Origin of the sequence: Bradyrhizobium erythrophlei (assembly GCF_042430365.1) — a bacterium.
Taxonomy (GTDB): Bacteria; Pseudomonadota; Alphaproteobacteria; order Rhizobiales; family Xanthobacteraceae; genus Bradyrhizobium; species Bradyrhizobium erythrophlei.
Genome location: NZ_JBHMET010000105.1, coordinates 25,344 through 41,001, shown reverse-complemented (window position 1 = coordinate 41,001; position 15,658 = coordinate 25,344). Strand labels below are relative to the sequence as shown.

Annotated in this window: 14 protein-coding genes; 7 read left to right on the top strand and 7 right to left on the bottom strand. The window is 63.2% G+C overall.

Features of this window, described 5'->3' with window-relative positions:
- Positions 1 to 311 precede the first annotated feature (311 nt).
- Positions 312 to 1,175 (bottom strand): LysR substrate-binding domain-containing protein, encoded by an 864-nt coding sequence (locus tag ACFFWD_RS17400; protein WP_376967228.1) that lies wholly within the window; start codon positions 1,173 to 1,175, stop codon positions 312 to 314.
- Positions 1,176 to 1,301: 126 nt separating this feature from the next.
- On the opposite strand from ACFFWD_RS17400, the gene ACFFWD_RS17395 reads away from it, so the two are divergent.
- From ACFFWD_RS17395 to ACFFWD_RS17380, 4 genes are read left to right on the top strand one after another with little or no spacing between them, the layout of a single operon-like run.
- Complete coding sequence (locus ACFFWD_RS17395; protein ID WP_376967226.1) at positions 1,302 to 1,958, top strand: flavin reductase family protein; 657 nt, start codon at positions 1,302 to 1,304, stop codon at positions 1,956 to 1,958.
- A 19-nt stretch (positions 1,959 to 1,977) separates the two neighbouring features.
- Positions 1,978 to 2,439 carry a (2Fe-2S)-binding protein gene (locus tag ACFFWD_RS17390; protein ID WP_376967224.1) on the top strand — a complete coding sequence of 154 codons (462 nt, stop codon included), beginning with the start codon at positions 1,978 to 1,980 and terminating at the stop codon, positions 2,437 to 2,439.
- A 5-nt stretch (positions 2,440 to 2,444) separates the two neighbouring features.
- Complete coding sequence (locus ACFFWD_RS17385; protein ID WP_376967230.1) at positions 2,445 to 4,622, top strand: xanthine dehydrogenase family protein molybdopterin-binding subunit; 2,178 nt, start codon at positions 2,445 to 2,447, stop codon at positions 4,620 to 4,622.
- A 14-nt stretch (positions 4,623 to 4,636) separates the two neighbouring features.
- Positions 4,637 to 5,356: a hypothetical protein gene (locus ACFFWD_RS17380; protein ID WP_376967222.1), complete on the top strand. Its 720-nt coding sequence runs from the start codon at positions 4,637 to 4,639 to the stop codon at positions 5,354 to 5,356.
- Between the two features lie 247 nt (positions 5,357 to 5,603).
- Here ACFFWD_RS17380 and ACFFWD_RS17375 read toward each other — a convergent pair whose 3' ends face one another.
- Complete coding sequence (locus ACFFWD_RS17375) at positions 5,604 to 6,479, bottom strand: LysR substrate-binding domain-containing protein (protein ID WP_376967220.1); 876 nt, start codon at positions 6,477 to 6,479, stop codon at positions 5,604 to 5,606.
- 99 nt (positions 6,480 to 6,578) lie between these two features.
- Here ACFFWD_RS17375 and ACFFWD_RS17370 point away from each other — a divergent pair, with 99 nt between their 5' ends.
- Positions 6,579 to 7,190 carry a DUF1989 domain-containing protein gene (locus ACFFWD_RS17370; RefSeq protein ID WP_376967218.1) on the top strand — a complete coding sequence of 204 codons (612 nt, stop codon included), beginning with the start codon at positions 6,579 to 6,581 and terminating at the stop codon, positions 7,188 to 7,190.
- Positions 7,191 to 7,216: 26 nt separating this feature from the next.
- Positions 7,217 to 8,146, top strand: coding sequence for a LysR family transcriptional regulator (locus ACFFWD_RS17365; protein ID WP_376967216.1), 930 nt, complete (start codon positions 7,217 to 7,219; stop codon positions 8,144 to 8,146).
- On the opposite strand, the gene ACFFWD_RS17360 is transcribed toward ACFFWD_RS17365, so the two are convergent.
- Both ACFFWD_RS17360 and ACFFWD_RS17355 read right to left on the bottom strand, forming a co-directional pair.
- Positions 8,127 to 9,011, bottom strand: coding sequence for a polysaccharide deacetylase family protein (locus ACFFWD_RS17360; RefSeq protein WP_376967214.1), 885 nt, complete (start codon positions 9,009 to 9,011; stop codon positions 8,127 to 8,129). The two genes, ACFFWD_RS17365 and ACFFWD_RS17360, sit on opposite strands and share 20 nt — an antisense overlap.
- A 36-nt stretch (positions 9,012 to 9,047) precedes the next feature.
- Positions 9,048 to 9,719, bottom strand: a complete 672-nt coding sequence (locus ACFFWD_RS17355; RefSeq protein ID WP_376967212.1) for an FMN-dependent NADH-azoreductase — start codon at positions 9,717 to 9,719, stop codon at positions 9,048 to 9,050.
- Positions 9,720 to 10,027: 308 nt separating this feature from the next.
- Between ACFFWD_RS17355 and ACFFWD_RS17350 the strand changes: the two genes are divergently transcribed.
- Positions 10,028 to 11,497, top strand: coding sequence for a purine-cytosine permease family protein (locus ACFFWD_RS17350; RefSeq protein WP_376967210.1), 1,470 nt, complete (start codon positions 10,028 to 10,030; stop codon positions 11,495 to 11,497).
- A gap of 505 nt (positions 11,498 to 12,002) precedes the next feature.
- Here the strand turns inward: ACFFWD_RS17350 and ACFFWD_RS17345 are convergent.
- The 3 genes from ACFFWD_RS17345 to ACFFWD_RS17335 form a co-directional block, all read right to left on the bottom strand.
- A complete protein-coding gene (locus tag ACFFWD_RS17345) occupies positions 12,003 to 13,754 on the bottom strand; it encodes a TRAP transporter large permease (protein ID WP_376967208.1) in 1,752 nt (583 codons plus the stop codon).
- The gene (locus ACFFWD_RS17340) at positions 13,751 to 14,419 is read right to left on the bottom strand and encodes a TRAP transporter small permease subunit (protein ID WP_376967206.1); all 669 of its coding nucleotides are present in this window, start codon (positions 14,417 to 14,419) and stop codon (positions 13,751 to 13,753) included. The genes ACFFWD_RS17345 and ACFFWD_RS17340 overlap by 4 nt, the downstream gene beginning before the upstream one ends.
- A gap of 92 nt (positions 14,420 to 14,511) precedes the next feature.
- A complete protein-coding gene (locus tag ACFFWD_RS17335; protein WP_376967204.1) occupies positions 14,512 to 15,651 on the bottom strand; it encodes a TRAP transporter substrate-binding protein in 1,140 nt (379 codons plus the stop codon).
- Between the last annotated feature and the right edge of the window lie 7 nt (positions 15,652 to 15,658).

Below are 15,658 nucleotides of genomic sequence, written 5' to 3'. Positions count from 1 at the left end.
GAACGCATTGATTCAGCATCATTCAGCTATGGGAATCCTGAATGTGGATTGGTCCTAGTCCGCTTTGCTGCGCATTCCGGACTTAAGTCGGACATCGCGTGAGGTCCGAGAAGGGCAGACATCCTTAAGTTGTCAAAAACAATCCGTTTACAGATTTGAGCAACGTACACGGACCATGTGGTCACGCCGATTTCTTTGGGCGTATCTGGCACGTCGTTCACCAGGATCGCAGTGCGTGGTCATTCAACGTCGAGCTGCGGCCATTTGGAGAAAACTGGTAGCCGCAACGCAATGGGCAACGGCGGTGCGCCTCAGCCGTAGGTCTCCGCGATGAAATCGATGAAGGCGCGAAGCTTCGGCGTCATCTTGCGGTTCTTTGGCCATAGAATTTGTCGCGCGCGGGACTGCGTCTTGTAGTTCGACAGCAGGAGTTGCAGCCGTCCCGCGGCGATATCCTCAGCAAGAAGCTCGTCGCGCATCAGCACGATGCCTGCGCCGGCGAGTGCGGCATAGCGAATGCCGAACGCGCTGTTGATGGCCAGTCGGCTTTTGACGTCGACCTGGACTTCGCCATCCGGCCCGAAGAAGGTCCACCTTTGACCATCAGCCCAGCCCGGATAACGCAGGCATTCGTGATCAACGAGATCCCTTGGATGCGTCGGCGTGCCGCGTTCGGCGAGGTAGCTCGGTGCCGCGCAAACTACGCCGGTGTAAGGCGAGAGCGTGCGCGACATCATGGTCGAATCGGCGAGTGTGCCGACCCGGATGGCGGCATCGAGACCTTCCTCGAGCAGGTCAACCATCCTGTCGCTCAGAACGAGCTCAACCGAAACGTCGGGATACTTCTTCATGAAGCGGACGACGGCAGGTGTGAGGCTGTACGATCCGAAGGCCACCGAAGTCGCCACACGGAGCTTGCCGCGCGGTGCGCTCATGGCTTCTTCGACCAGAGCATCTCCCGCTTCGGCCTCTTCCAGCAAGTGCCTGCAGTGGTCGAGGTAATTGCGGCCGAGTTCGGTGAGGTTCTGTCGACGGGTTGACCGGTTGATCAATTGCGACCCCAGCCGCTCTTCGAGAAAGCGGATGTGCTTGCCAATCATGGTCGGTGACTGCCGCAGCTCCTTCGCCACGGCAGCAAATGAGCCGAGATCGGCAACCTTGACGAATACGGACATGCTGGTCAGTCGGTCCATGATTATAAACTATTGGTTCTTTCAGAGCGGAACAAGTGGAGGTTTATACCCGAGGAGTATTGATTACCATGAGTGAGTAATCAACGCGAACATCATGGGAGTGATTGGGTGCGGTTCGATTTCGAGACGATGCTCGCGTCCGAGCGCTACAGGCTGCTGCTCGCGACGGTGCTGCCGCGGCCGATCGCCTGGGTAACGACCTGCGATCGAGGCGGCGTGGTCAACGCCGCTCCGTTCTCCTTCTTCAACGTGTTCGGCAGCGACCCCGCGACGGTCGGGGTTGGCATCGGCAGCAAGGGACCGGCCGAGCCCAAGGACACCCGCGCGAACATTCGCGAGACCGAACAATTTGTCGTCAATCTGGTACCGTTCTCGCTCGCGCAGGAGATGCGCGTCACCTCGATCGCCTTCCCAAGAGGCGTCGAGGAGCCCGCCGAGGCGGGGCTGTCCCTTGCTGCATCCGAACGCGTCGCCGTTCCGCGCATTGCGCAGGCTCCGGTTTCGATGGAGTGTTCGTTCATGCAAGAGATCGCGCTCGGCAGCTTCGGGCTGGTGCTCGGCAAGATCGTGATGGTTCACGTCAGCGACGAGGCGGTGATTGACGCCGGCCGCCAACATGTCGATGCGAGCAAGCTGGACCTGATCGGCCGCATGGAAGGTGCCTGGTACACCAAGACGCGCGACCGCTTTGAAATGCCGCCGATCGCGCTCAACGATTGGAACGCTGAGCGGTCCGCGCGGCACATCGCAAGTGAATCAACATAGCTTTCTGAAAGAGGTCACCATGGCTTTCCAGCTTACGATCAACGGAGACCGCCATTCCGTCGATGTCGACGGAGACACGCCGCTCCTATGGGTGCTGCGCGACGTGCTCGGCATGACCGGCACGAAATTCGGCTGCGGCATGGCGTTGTGCGGCGCCTGCACGGTTCATGTTGACAGCTCTGCCGTCCGCTCCTGCATCACGTCGGTCGACAGTGTGGGGGATTCGAAGATCACGACGATCGAGGCGATCGGCAAGACGCCGGCGGGCCAGAAAATTCAGAAGGCCTGGCTCGATCGGGAAGTCCCGCAATGCGGCTACTGCCAGTCCGGACAGATCATGTCGGCCTCTGCCTTGCTCGCGAGCAAGCCGCAGCCGACGGACGCCGATATCGATGACGCGATGTCGGAGAATATCTGCCGCTGCGGAACTTATGTCCGCATCCGCGAAGCCATCAAGCAAGCTGCGCAATCGGGAGGCTGATCATGATGCCCAAGTCGATCGAGTCCGACCGCCCCGCAGCCGACCTGTCGCGGCGTAACTTTCTGCGCGCGAGCGCGCTGGCGGGCGGCGGTCTGCTGCTCAGCATGAGCTTGCCATACGCAAGCCCGGAGAGCGCGGCGGCGAGCTCCGACAGTTTCGAGCCGAATGCCTTCATCCGGATCGGCGGCGACGGGCAAATCGTCCTGACCATGCCCTATGTCGAGATGGGGCAGGGTACCTACACCTCGATCCCGATGCTGATCGCCGAGGAGCTCGAGGTCGGTCTGAACCAAGTGCGCCTGGAGCATGCCCCGCCGAACGACAAGCTCTACATGAATCCGCTGCTCGGCGTGCAGGCCACCGGCAACTCGAATGCGGTGCGCGGCGCCTGGCAGCCGATGCGAAAGGCTGGCGCGACCGCGAGGACAATGCTCATCGCGGCGGCGGCCAAGCGTTGGAACGTCGATCCCGCCTCCTGCCGGGCCGAAAACGGCGAGGTGCATCATCAGGCGTCGGGACGCAGCCTCGGTTACGGGGCGCTTGCCGCCGATGCGGCGCGGGTGCCGGTGCCCGAGAACGTGACGCTGAAGAAGCCGGCGGACTTCAAGCTGATCGGCACGCCGGCGAAGCGGCTCGACACGCCCGCCAAGGTCAACGGCACCGCGGTCTACGGTATCGACGCCCGGCCGCCCGGCGTGAAGATCGCGACCCTGGCGCAGTCGCCCGTGTTTGGTGGGCGGGTGAAACGCGTCGATGATGCTGCGGCCAAGGCCGTCAACGGCGTCCGCCAGATCGTCCGGCTCGATGACGCGGTCGCTGTCGTGGCGGACCATATGGGGGCCGCCAAGAAAGGCCTGGCCGCGCTCACGATCGAATGGGACGACGGGCCGCATGCAAAGCTTGTGACCGCCGACGTCGCTCGCGAGCTCGAAAGCGCCACGACGAAGCCCGGCGCGGTGGCGCAGAATGTCGGCGATGTCGACAAGGCGATGGCGGGCGCCGCCACCAAGGTCGAAGCGAAATATCAGCTGCCGTTCCTCGCGCACGCAACCATGGAGCCGATGAACTGCACGGTCCATGTCCGGCGGGACGGCTGCGAAATCTGGGTCGGCAGCCAGGCGCTTGGGCGCGCGCAAGCCGTGGCGGCGAAGGTCCTGGGCGTGCCGCCCGAGAAGGTGGTGGTGCACAATCATCTGCTCGGCGGCGGGTTCGGCCGCAGATTGGATGTCGATGGCGTCATCCGCGCGGTCGAGATCGCAAAGCAGGTCGACGCGCCGGTGAAGGTCGTCTGGACCCGTGAGGAAGACATCCAGCACGACATGTATCGTCCATATTGGTTCGACCGAATCTCGGTCGGTCTTGACAAGACGGGCAAGCCGGTCGCCTGGATCAACCGTTTTGCCGGCTCTTCGGTGATCGCGCGATGGCTGCCTCCGGCATTCAAGAATGGCCTCGATCCCGACACGACGGAAGGCGCCATCGACCTCGTCTACGACATCCCCAACTTCCATGTTGAATATGTGCGGGTCGAACCGCCGGGCATTCCGACGGCGTTCTGGCGCAGCGTCGGGCCCTCGCATAACGTCTTCGTCACCGAAAGCGTCGTCGACGAACTGGCCGCGGCCGCGAAACAAGATCCGGTCGAGTATCGGCGGTCGCTGCTCGCCAAGTCGCCTCGCGCCAAGGCCGTGCTGGACCTTGCAGCGGCAAAGGCCGGCTGGGGGCAGCCCTTGCCCAAGGGAAGCGGTCGCGGCGTGTCGCTGCAATTCGTGTTCGGCAGCTACCTGGCGCAGATTGCCGAGGTCGAGGTTGCGAAGGACGGTGCGGTCCGTGTCCGGCGCATCGTTTGCGCAATGGATTGCGGCACCGTCGTCAATCCCGACACGGTGCGGGCGCAGATCCAGAGCGGAGCGATGTTCGGCGCCACCGCGGCGCTGTACGGCGAGATCACGCTCAAGGACGGCCGTGTCGAGCAGACCAACTTCGATACGTATCAGATGCTGCGCATCAACGAGGCGCCGGCCATCGAGGTCCATATCGTGGAAAGCTCCGAGCCGCCCGGTGGAATGGGTGAAACGGGGACATCGGGGATCGTGCCTGCGATCGGCAACGCGATCTTTGCGGCGACGGGCAAGCGGCTGCGCAAGATGCCGGCCGATCCCGCGCTGCTGAAGCAAACGTAACGGATGAGGAACCGATGAACGAGCTGCTCGGCCACGTCCTCGAGGCGCATGGCGGCCTGGAACGCTGGCGGCGATACAACAAGGTCGAAGCGACGATCGTCACCGGCGGCGGCTTCTTCCCGCTGAAGGGCGTGCTGCAGGATCGTAACCCGCGGCGCATGACCGTGTGGCTGCACGAGGAGCGCTCGTCCGTCACGCCGTACGGCGCTTCCGATCAACGCACGATGTTCACGCCGGACCGGGTCACGATCGAGAAGCTCGATGGCACGGTGGTCGCCGAGCGTTACGCACCGAGGGATTCGTTCGCCGGACACCAGATGCACACGCCCTGGGATCCGCTGCACCGCGCGTATTTCAACGGCGAGGCCGTGTGGACCTACCTCACGACGCCGTTCCTGCTGACGATGGATGGTGTCCGTGTCGAAGAGACCGAGGCCTGGCGCGAGGGAGCGGAGAACTGGCGCGTGCTGCGCGCCTACTTCCCCGGCTGGATGGAAACCCACTGCATGGTGCAGGATTTCTTTTTCGGCGAGGACATGATGCTGCGCCGTCACGATTACAGCGTGAACATCGCCGGAGGCTTTCCGGCCGCACAACTCACCTCTGACTACATCGAGGCGGACGGCATTCGTCTCCCCAGCAAACGGCGCGCCTACACACGCGGTCCCGATCGCCGGCCTATCACGGACATGCTGATGGTTTCGATCGACTTCAGCGAAGTCGCCTTCTCGTAATCGTCGTAGCTTCTGGGCGTGGGGTCGGAGGACGGATTTCGCAATGAAGAATACTTGGCGGGCAGGGCTCGCCGTTCGCGTTTTAGACGCCATCTCGCAAAGGTCGGGTGCTGCGCCTCCCCGCAACCGAATCTCTCGACCGGCAGACATGACGGCTCCCCCTTCGGCGGTTTTTCATGTCGAGTTTCTCGCTGTGGAAGATTCAAATCGACGCGCGGGCGTCGAAGGATGGTTCGCGGACGCCGTCCTATCCCTGCAGTGCGCTCCGCAACAGCCCGATGAAGTCCTGCGCCACCTGCGAGAGGGTTTCATGCGTGGGGGACAGGATCGCGATCTGGTACTGGATCTTCGGCTTGAACGGGCGGGTGACTAGGCCCTCGGTAAAGGGACGGCTCACCACCGGATCGACGATGCCGACACCGCGAGCCTCTGCGACCAGCTGGCACGCGGTCGAGAAGAACTCCGTCTCCGCAACGACATTCCAGCGCGCGCCGTATTCGGAAAAGGCGGACGCAAGCTGCTGGTAGACCGGATCGCCGCGAAACAACGTGACGAACGGGACGCCGTCGAGATCGTCCGGCGTGATCTGCTTGAGCTTCGCCAGCGGATGCGCCTTCGGCAGCATGCACAGGCAGTCGTATGAGAACACCTCCATATGCGAGGTCGGATAATCCAGCGGCAGTTCGGCGACCGCGAGGTCGAACTGCTGCGTCGACATCAATTCCCGCACCGTCGCGGAATTCCGGGTGATGATCTTCATCTGCAGCTCGGGCCGGTTGCTTGCGAACTGCGAGAGCAGGCGCGGCAACAGGTTGATCGAGATGCTTGGATAGGCGGCGATCGCAAGGTGTCCGCGCCGCCCGGAGCGGATCTCAGTGGCCACGCGCGCGGCATTCTCGACGGCTTCGAGCGCACGCGCCGCCTCGACATAGAACAGTTTGGCTTCCGGGGTCGGCTGGAGGCGCCCGCCGCGGCGCAGGAACAAGGTCAGGCCGGTTTCGTGCTCGAGGCCCGCGATCATCGTGCTGATCCCGGGCTGCGACATGCCGAGCAGTTCGGCCGCCCTGGTCATGGTGCCGTGAAGCATCAGGGCGCGAAAGCATTCGAGCTGTCTCAGGCGCATACCCGACTATATGATTTTGCTATAATGGACACAATTAATATTATTAGAATTACATGAGCGCAGGTGCTCCAATGCCCAAAAGGCAGAAGGAGACCTCACGTGAACGCTGCGACCCTCGATCTCACCCGCGCCCGCCTGATTCCGGCCCGCCACGGCGTGGCGGCGCGCCTCGATGCCGGGACGACGGTGACCATCGTCAACACCCACGGCAAGCAGGTGGTCGACACCTGGGCGTTCAATGCAAGCGACAGCAGCGAATTCATGTCGATGGAGCACAGTCGCGCCGCGATGCTGCGGCTCATTCCAAGGGTCGGCGATACGCTGACGACGAACCGGCGCCGCGCGATCCTCACTTTCGTCGCCGACACGACGCCCGGCATCCATGACACGCTGATCGCCGCCTGCGACATCCATCGCTATCGCCAGCTTGGTGCTGCGGGCCATCACGACAACTGCACGCAGAATTTGGCGTCGGCGCTCGAGGCGGTCGGCGTGTCGGCCGCGGTGACACCGCCGCCGCTCAACCTGTTCATGAACGTGCCCGTGACGGATGGTGGCGAACTGAGCTTCCAGGCGCCGGTCAGCGAGGCGGGCCAGTACGTCACGATGCGCGCCGAGATGGATCTCATCATCGTGTTCTCCGCCTGCCCGCAGGACATGGTGCCGGTCAACGACATGAAGCCGACCGACGCCCATTTCGTGATCGCCTGATCGTTGAACCCGCGCGGAGGATGACCATGCGCAAGCTGCCGCCCCTCAACGCCATCCGCGCGTTCGAAGCCGCCGCGCGCCACGAGAGCTTCACCGCCGCCGCCAACGAGCTCTGCGTCACGGTGACCGCGATCAGCCACCAGGTCCGGCAACTCGAGGCGATGCTCGGGCGCAAACTGTTCGAGCGCTCCGGCCGCGCGGTGGTGCTGACGGCGGAAGGGCAGTCGGTGTTCCCCCTGCTGCGCGACGGTTTCGATCGGATGGCGAGCGCCTTCGCCGCGATCCGTCCGCCGGCCGATGGTGACGCGATCACAGTGTCGACCACGCGGGCCTTCGCCGAACGCTGGCTGATGCCGCGGCTCGCAAGCTTCAACGCGGCATTTCCCGCCGTCGTGGTTCACATCGACGCCGCCGAGGACGTCGTGACGCCGGGCAGCAAGGGGATCGACCTCGCGGTGCGTTACGGACAGGCCGACCGCGCCGAGCAAGCGTCCGTGCTGTTCACTGACAATTACATCGCGGTCGCGGCGAGCGCGATCTGTCCGTCCACTGCGCGTTTGGCCATAGATGATTTCCGGCCACGGCCGCTATTGGCCTATCGCTGGAAGAACGTGACGCTGGATTCGCCGGCCTGGTCGACGTGGCTTGCGGGCATATCCCACGACACCGGCCGGGATTTTCGCATCTCCTGGTACAGCGAGGAGCCGCTGGCGCTGCATGCCGCAGAACGCGGCCTCGGGCCGCTGTTGTGCAGCGATGCGCTGGTCGGCGATCAGTTGCGCGAGGGAAAGCTGCGCCGGATCGACGGGCCGGCGCTTCCCGGCTTCGCCTTCCGCCTGGTGGAGGCCGCTGGCGCCGCGCGGCGCAAGTCGCTCGCGGCGTTCGTCGACTGGCTGCGCGGCGAGGCGGCGACGTTTCGCGCCGCCGCGGTCCCGCTCATGACACGGGCTGCGTGAAATAGGGTAGCGTCTCGACGCGGATCTGATAGCTGCCGGAGGCGACCAGGCCATCGATATGGGCGGCGATCGCCTCGAGCGACGCAAACCACACCTTGCGCTCCGCGACGATCCTTTCGAGCCAGCGCTCCACCACGCGCCAGCGGGCAAGTCTCCCGGTGAGGAACGGATGCCAGATCCCCATCCAGAATCCGCCGGCCTCATACGCTGCCTCGAATTCCTCGAACGACGCGGCGAGGCCCTCGCTCGGCGATTTGATGGGCATCATGTAGCCGATCTCCGCGTAGTGGGCGAACGGAGGCCAATCGTCCGATCCCCAGTGCGGCGGCATCTCGTACAGCGACCCGCGCGCCGTGCGCATCAGATACGGAATGTCGTCGGCCATCAGCGACGAATCGTAGGCGAAGCCGTGCTCGATCAACAGGTCGATCGTGGCCTGGTTGGCATTGTAGACCGGCGCGCGATAGCCGCGCGGCTTGCGCCCGGTCATCGCGACATGGATCTCGAGGGCTCGTTCGAACGCCTCGCGCTGCTCGGCGGCGGAGATCGTGGCCGGGTCCTCGTGAATATAGCCGTGATGGCCGATCTCGTGCCCGTCCTTGAGGATCGCCTCCACCGCGTCGGGATAGCGCTGCATGGTCCAGGCCGGCATGAAGAATGACTGCTTGAGGCCGAGGCGGCGATAGGTTTCCAGGATTCGCGGCACGCCGACCGTCGGCCCGTAGCGCCCCATCGTGATCGGGTAGAGTCGGTCGAAGGAGTCGTCCGGCCGGGCGATGTGGATCAGGCTGTCGGCGTCGACGTCGAACGTAACGGCACAGGCGCAGCGCGCCCCGTTCGGCCAGGGGATGGGATTGCGGATCATGGGACTATCCTCTTGCCGTGCGCAGGTCGCGATTGATCATTCGGCCGCCACCCTAGCAGGACCGTCAACCCCGAGACACTGCCGGACCAGGACCGGGATCGCGGCAAAGGCGTCGGCCATGGACTGCCGGTGGCGCTCGTCACTGAACTCCTGATAGTCGACGGCGATTAGGTGGCTCTCCTGCACGCCGAGATAATGCGCGCAAGTGAAGATGTGGGTTTCGAGATGGTTCATGTGCTCCCGCACCCCGCCGGGCCCGAAGCCGAACTCGCCCCGCGAGCTCAGCACCACCAGCGTCTTGCCGCTCATGATCGGCTCGAGCGGATAATCGCCGCGGGCAAGGTTGAATGAGAACGTCTTGCCGATGCGGATCACCTTGTCGAACCACGATTTCAGGGCCGACGGCATGCCGTAATTGTGCATCGGCGCGCCGATGACGATGACGTTGGCGCGCGCGAGCTCGTCGATCAGCTGGTCGGAAAGGCGGAGTTCGTCATGTTGATCCGCCGTGCGTTCGTCGGGCGCGGTGAAGGCCGCGGCCACCCACGCTTCGGTGATGAAGGGCGGGGGATCGCGACCGATGTCGCGGGAGATGATGGTGGCGCCGGGTTCGTGCGCCAGCCATTGATCGACAAAGGCCCTCGAGAGCTTCCGGCTGACCGAACGGTCGCCGCGCGCGCTGGCGTCGATATGCAGAAGTGTCGTCATCGGTGAACCTCGGCTGATGGAGTATCATTACGTCAGCCGCACAATGGCCGAGGGCAGCGCCCGGCGTGATTGATGAATTCGTCAGGTGGGTTGAGAAATTCTCAACAGTGAACCGCCGTGACACCATCACGGAGGATCCGGCGCGAGGAACGCGGCTCTTCTCGATCGAATGGTCGCAAACCTCATTGCGCGCTTCACTCTCAATTTCAGATCAACCCCGCTTGAGCAATTCTCATTAACGTCCGCGGCCCGATCTTGCTGAGATGCCCCATCCCGGCCGTAACAGATGCGCCGGACAGGGGAGAAACATGTTGGCCAAGCAGACACCAAATGCGGCGTACGATGACACCGGCTTCGACGCGCACGGAATTGAGCCGGTGCCGGTGGTACACCGGACCTCGTCACCGTTCGACCAGTTCTGGATCTGGACCGGAGCGAACATCGCGCCGATCAACTGGGTGCTCGGTGCGCTCGGCATCCAGCTCGGCCTGAGCCTTTTGCAAACGCTTGCCGTGGTCGTGATCGGCAACCTGTTCGGCGCGGCGCTGTTTGCAGCCTTCTGCCTGATGGGGCACCGCACCGGCGTGCCGCAAATGGTGCTGGGCCGTCTGGCGTTCGGCCGCCGCGGTGCCTACCTGCCGGCGCTGGCGCAAGTGCTGATGCCGATGGGATGGGTCGCGATCAACACCTGGATCGTGCTTGACCTCTGCATGGCCGCGCTCGAACGGATGGGGTTCAGCGGCGGTCCCGAGCTCAAATACATGATCGCGGTGCTGGTCATGGTGCTGCAGGTTGGGATCGCGGCCTGGGGCTTCAACGCCATCAAGGTCTTCGAGCGCTACACCATGCCGGTGATTCTCTTCATCATGGCCGTCATGACCGCGCTCGCGTTCCTGCGCGTCGATATCAAGTGGCAGTCCCCGACCGTCGGCGGTATGGCGGCCTTCGCGGCGGCCACGCAATTGATGACCGCGATCGGCATCGGCTGGGGCATTTCGTGGCTCACCTATGCCTCGGACTACACGCGCTTCACCAGGCCCTCGCTCGGCGCCGGCAGGGTGTTCCGCGCGACCTTCCTCGGCATGTTCCTGCCCACGGTCTGGCTCGCCTTCCTGGGCGCTGCGATCGCGTCGGCCGGCGCCGGATCCGATCCGTCGAAACTGATCATCGCCGCCTTCGGCGTGATGGCGCTGCCGGTGCTGCTCGTGCTCCTGCACGGACCGATCGCGACCAACATCGTCGTGATCTACTCGGCGGCGCTGTCGAGCCTCACGCTCGATCTGCGCTTGCCGCGCTGGATCATCTCGGTGATCTCGGGCGTGATCGCCTGCGCCATCCTCTATGGATTCATGCAATCTGGCGACTTCGCGCATGCCTTCGACAACTTCATGGTCGCCCTGATCGTCTGGATCAGCCCGTGGGCCGGCGTCACGTTGACGGATTTCTATCTGGTCCGGCGCAGGCGGATCGACGTTGCGGCGCTCTACGCGGCTCCGGATCGTGATGGCGGCGTCAATTGGGCGGGCCTCGTCGCCTTTGCGGTCGGGCTGGTGGCGGCCTGGGCGTTCCAGATGGGCACGATCGCGGCCATGCAGGGGCCGCTGGCGCTGGCGACCGGTGGGGTGGATCTGTCCTGGCTCACCGGCATGGGTATGGCCGGTGCGAGCTATCTCGCGCTGCATCGTCTCGTCGGCCGTCCGCGCGCGTCAGGCAACCCGTCGCGCTCCCCGGATGTAGCTGCGGTCGAGGCCGCTCCCACCTCGCTCTCGCAGGTCTAGGCATCCCGATCAGCGATGGGCCTCTGCACGGCGGTCTTGCCGGGCGCATCGCCGAGGTTCAGGCGGTGGCCATGTCATGCGCCCTGTTCGGCGAACAGGTGTTGCCCCACTCGGCAAGGGGCGTGAGCAATGTCATAAGCTCGCGCCACTTGCCGTCAGTCTTTAGATCGATCGTTCGGATGAAGCCTTGCGCGCGGTGCCGGGCGACGCCGTCGGCAGTCAGGCTTCGTCAGGGGTTCAGGATTTGAACCTAGCCAGAGGTTCGAAGAAGCGGCGGGTGCCGGCAGGCCATAAGGATGCTTCCCAGAGAACTAGGCTGCCAGCCAATAACAAAGCGGGCCTCCCGCGATTGTGGATTTTGCGATGCAGCGAACCTCCGCCACCGTGCCAAGCTCACGCCACCATACGAAGGACAAACAGCGGTTCCTCGTGTCGGTGGTTGCGTATGATTCCCTCCCTGGGCACCATTTCCGTGTGACAGGCGCCCGATGCTCCCCGCTGCGCCTCAACTCCCGTACAGATAGTTCGGCAGCCACAGCGTCATGCCGGGCCAGAAGTACATGATGACCATGCACAGGATAACGATCAGCATGTAGGGCATCATGCCGGCGAAGATCTGGTTGAGCGTGACATGCTTTGGTGAGACGCCCTTGAGGTAGAACGCCGACATCGCGACCGGCGGTGACAGGAACGCCGCCTGCAAGTTTACGAACACCAGCGTCCCCCACAGGATCGGGTCGATGTTGAAGTGCTTCAACATCGGCAGGAAGATCGGCACGAAGATGATGATGATCTCCGTCCATTCGAGCGGCCAGCCGAGCACGAAGATGATCGCCTGCGACAGGAGCATGAACTGCACAGATGTCATCTTGAGCGAGAGTACCCATTGCTCAAGCAGCGCCTGCCCGCCGAGAATCGCGAACACCGCCGAGAACAGCGCCGAGCCGACGAACAGCCAGCACACCATCGCGGTGGTTTTCGCGGTTAGGAACACCGCTTCCTTGGTACGCTTCCAGTCGAGCGTGCGGGCTTGCACCGCCAGCAAGAATGCGCCAAAGGCGCCCACGGCGGCGGACTCGGTCGCGGTGCAGATTCCGAACAGGATTACGGCGAGCACGACGATGGTGAGAATGCCGAGCGGCATGGTCGACGAGGTCAGAAGTTTCACAACCGAGAGCCGCTCGGCGTTGAACCGCCAGTAGTAACGGACCTGCAACAGCGCGCAAACCGCCGTGATGCCCCAGAACCAGAGGTAGAATTCGAGTCCTGGCCCCAGTTCAGCGGGCGTGGCCTCGTTGGTAACCAGCTCTGGTGTGCCCAATTGCTGCACGCCGGTTACCGCAAGTTCGATGGCCGCCTGCTGGTGAATAACGACGTACCACCAGACGGTGGCCATCGTGCCGGCGACGATCATAAACGGTACCAGCGCGTAACCGAAACTTGAGAGCAGCATCCAGTAGCTGACCCGACGGCCTTCGGCGTCGATCTGCCTTGCCCGCGACGGAGAGAACAACCCTTTGATCAGCGAGATCAGGATCGTTTGCGAACGATAGATGTCCTCGAACCTCGACAGCCACGCCGGCACCGGAACCTTCGTTTGGTCCTCCGGCAATGGCGGGGCGATCTTCGGATTGATCATCGCCCAGGCGACTATGTAAATGAGATACAGGAATGACAGAAAGAAGCCGGGGAACATCGCTGCCGCGTACAGCTTGACGATCGACTGGCCGGCGACCGCCGCATAAACGATGATCATGACCGACGGCGGAATCAGGATGCCGAGCGTGCCGCCCGCCGTGATGACGCCGGAGGCGAGCTTCACGTCGTATCCCGCCTTGAGCATGGGATTGAATGCGATGACGCCCATCAGCACCACCACCGCGCCGACCAGGCCGCTCGCGATCCCCCAGAACGTGCAGACGATCAGGGTCGCGACCGCAAGCGAGGCCGGCACGCGGCGGAACGCGAGCTGGATCGAGTAGAACATCCTGTCGACCAGCGCGCCGCGCTCCATCACGTAGCCCATCAGCACGAACAGCGGGATGGAGATCAGGACGTCGTTGGTCATGGCGCCGTAGGTGCGCTCGACCATCAAATCGAACACGCGGTTGTCGGCCCAGGAATGCGTCGGGTCATAGAACGCGATGTAGCCGAAGACTATGCCCAGGCCCATCAGTGTGAACGCCGTCGGGAAGCCCATCATGATCACAACCACGATGAGCGTGAGCATCAGGAGGCCGAGTGCCGGATCACTCATGTATTCAGATCCCCGCCCATACCGCGCTGGCGCGCACTCTCGTCGATTTCATGCGCCCGCTCGATGGCGATCTTGCGCGACTCCTCATCGACATATTCGCTGTGGGCGAGTTGCTGCTCGATGACGTCGATCTCGGCGACGTCCCTGAGCCGGCCGGGCCATTCGCCGGTCCGCAGGCAGACCACGCAACGCACGATCTCGGCGACGCCTTGCAGCATTACCAGCGCGCCGGCGATCGGGATCACGGATTTGAAGTGATAGACCGGCGGCCCGTCTGCCGTCACATTCGAATGCTCTGCGATCCGCCACGAGTCGGCGGCGTAGTCGAAGCCCGCGTAGATGAGGGCGGTGATGCCGGGGATGAAAAAAACCGCATACAGGATGATGTCCAGCCACGCCTGCATGCGCGGTCGCATCGAGCTGTAGAGGAAGTCGCCGCGGACATGGGCGTTCTGCGCCAGCGTGTAGGCGCCGCACAGCATGAACGTGGTTCCGTACAGCATGTTATCGAGATCAAAGATCCACGCCGTCGGCATATTCATGATGTAGCGCTTGAACACTTCGGCGCAGACGACGGCCATCAGCAAAATAATCAGCCAGGCCGCGACCTTGCCACACCATGTGCTGATTTCGTCAACGACAAGCAAAAACTTCTGGACGGTCATTGGTCGCCGCCGAATAATCCGAAGCAGGAATCAAGTGACAAGGCACTGTCCCGCCGTCGTCCCGAACAGTGCCTTGCCGGTTCAATATACCGTCACGTCTTCTTCGCGGTCCCTTTTGGCCCGAAGTAGTAATCGAACGCCATCTTGCGGTTGACGACAGTGTCCTGTTCCCATTGGGTCGCCCGGCGGGCAAACGCGATCTGCGATTCGACGATTTCCTTGAACAGCGGATTTGTCTCCGAGTATTTTTTCACAATGTCATCGAAGACCTCAAGCTGCCGTTTGAGGATTGCATCCGGCGTCTTGTAGAACTTCACCTTGTCCTTGGTCTGCAACTCGACGTAGTCCTGCGAGTAGCGGTCGATCGCCTTCCATTGCATCTCTTGCGAAGCGGCGCTCACCGCATTGGCAATGATCGCTTTCATCTTGTCTGGCAGCGCGTCGTACTTGGTCTTGTTGAAGGTGATTTCGAGCTGCTCGGCGTTCTGGTGGTAGCTCTGCAGCATGCAGACCTTGGAGACGTCGGCGAAGCCAAGCAGGCGATCCGACGAGGCGTTGTTGAACTCGGCCGCATCGATCAGGCCGCGATCCATCGCCGATACGATTTCGCCGCCGGGCAGCGCGTTCACCGCGGCGCCCATGGCGGTGAACATGTCGATGGAGATGCCGACGGTGCGGTATTTGATACCCTTGAAGTCGTCGACGCTGGTGACCGGTTTCTTGAACCACCCGAGCGGCTGTGTCGCCATCGGTCCGTAGGGGAACGAAACGACGTTCAGGCCGAGCGATGCATACAGTTTGGCGAGAAGCTCCTTGCCGCCGCCCCACCGGTGCCAGGCGAGCAGCATGTTGGCGTCCATGGCGTAGCCCGGACCCGAGCCCCACAGCGCCAGCGCGTTCTGCTTGCCGTAGTGGTAGACCAGCACGCCATGGCCGCCGTCGAGCGTGCCTTTCGACACGGCATCGATCAGCCCGAACGCAGGCACCACAGCGCCGGCGGGAAGCACGTCGATCTTGAGGTCGCCGCCGGTCATGTCGTTGACCGTCTTGGCATAGTCGAGTGCGTATTCGTGGAAGATATCCTTCGACGGCCAAGTGCTCTGAAAGCGCATACTAATTGGGCCCTGCGCGCTAACAACCGTCGGCGCGGCTACCGTCGCGGCGGCCCCCGCAACAGCGACCTTGAGAAAGCGGCGGCGGCTGGAAGTACTCCCCTTGCTTGATTTGGTCATGGTGTCC

Coding starts and splice junctions, on each gene's coding strand:
- ACFFWD_RS17360 (WP_376967214.1), bottom strand. CDS start 9,011: ATGATCCGCAATCCCATCCCCTGGCCGAACGGGGCGCGCTGCGCCTGT.
- ACFFWD_RS17400 (WP_376967228.1), bottom strand. CDS start 1,175: ATGTCCGTATTCGTCAAGGTTGCCGATCTCGGCTCATTTGCTGCCGTG.
- ACFFWD_RS17350 (WP_376967210.1), top strand. CDS start 10,028: ATGTTGGCCAAGCAGACACCAAATGCGGCGTACGATGACACCGGCTTC.
- ACFFWD_RS17335 (WP_376967204.1), bottom strand. CDS start 15,651: ATGACCAAATCAAGCAAGGGGAGTACTTCCAGCCGCCGCCGCTTTCTC.
- ACFFWD_RS17345 (WP_376967208.1), bottom strand. CDS start 13,754: ATGAGTGATCCGGCACTCGGCCTCCTGATGCTCACGCTCATCGTGGTT.
- ACFFWD_RS17365 (WP_376967216.1), top strand. CDS start 7,217: ATGCGCAAGCTGCCGCCCCTCAACGCCATCCGCGCGTTCGAAGCCGCC.
- ACFFWD_RS17340 (WP_376967206.1), bottom strand. CDS start 14,419: ATGACCGTCCAGAAGTTTTTGCTTGTCGTTGACGAAATCAGCACATGG.
- ACFFWD_RS17390 (WP_376967224.1), top strand. CDS start 1,978: ATGGCTTTCCAGCTTACGATCAACGGAGACCGCCATTCCGTCGATGTC.
- ACFFWD_RS17375 (WP_376967220.1), bottom strand. CDS start 6,479: ATGCGCCTGAGACAGCTCGAATGCTTTCGCGCCCTGATGCTTCACGGC.
- ACFFWD_RS17355 (WP_376967212.1), bottom strand. CDS start 9,719: ATGACGACACTTCTGCATATCGACGCCAGCGCGCGCGGCGACCGTTCG.
- ACFFWD_RS17380 (WP_376967222.1), top strand. CDS start 4,637: ATGAACGAGCTGCTCGGCCACGTCCTCGAGGCGCATGGCGGCCTGGAA.
- ACFFWD_RS17385 (WP_376967230.1), top strand. CDS start 2,445: ATGCCCAAGTCGATCGAGTCCGACCGCCCCGCAGCCGACCTGTCGCGG.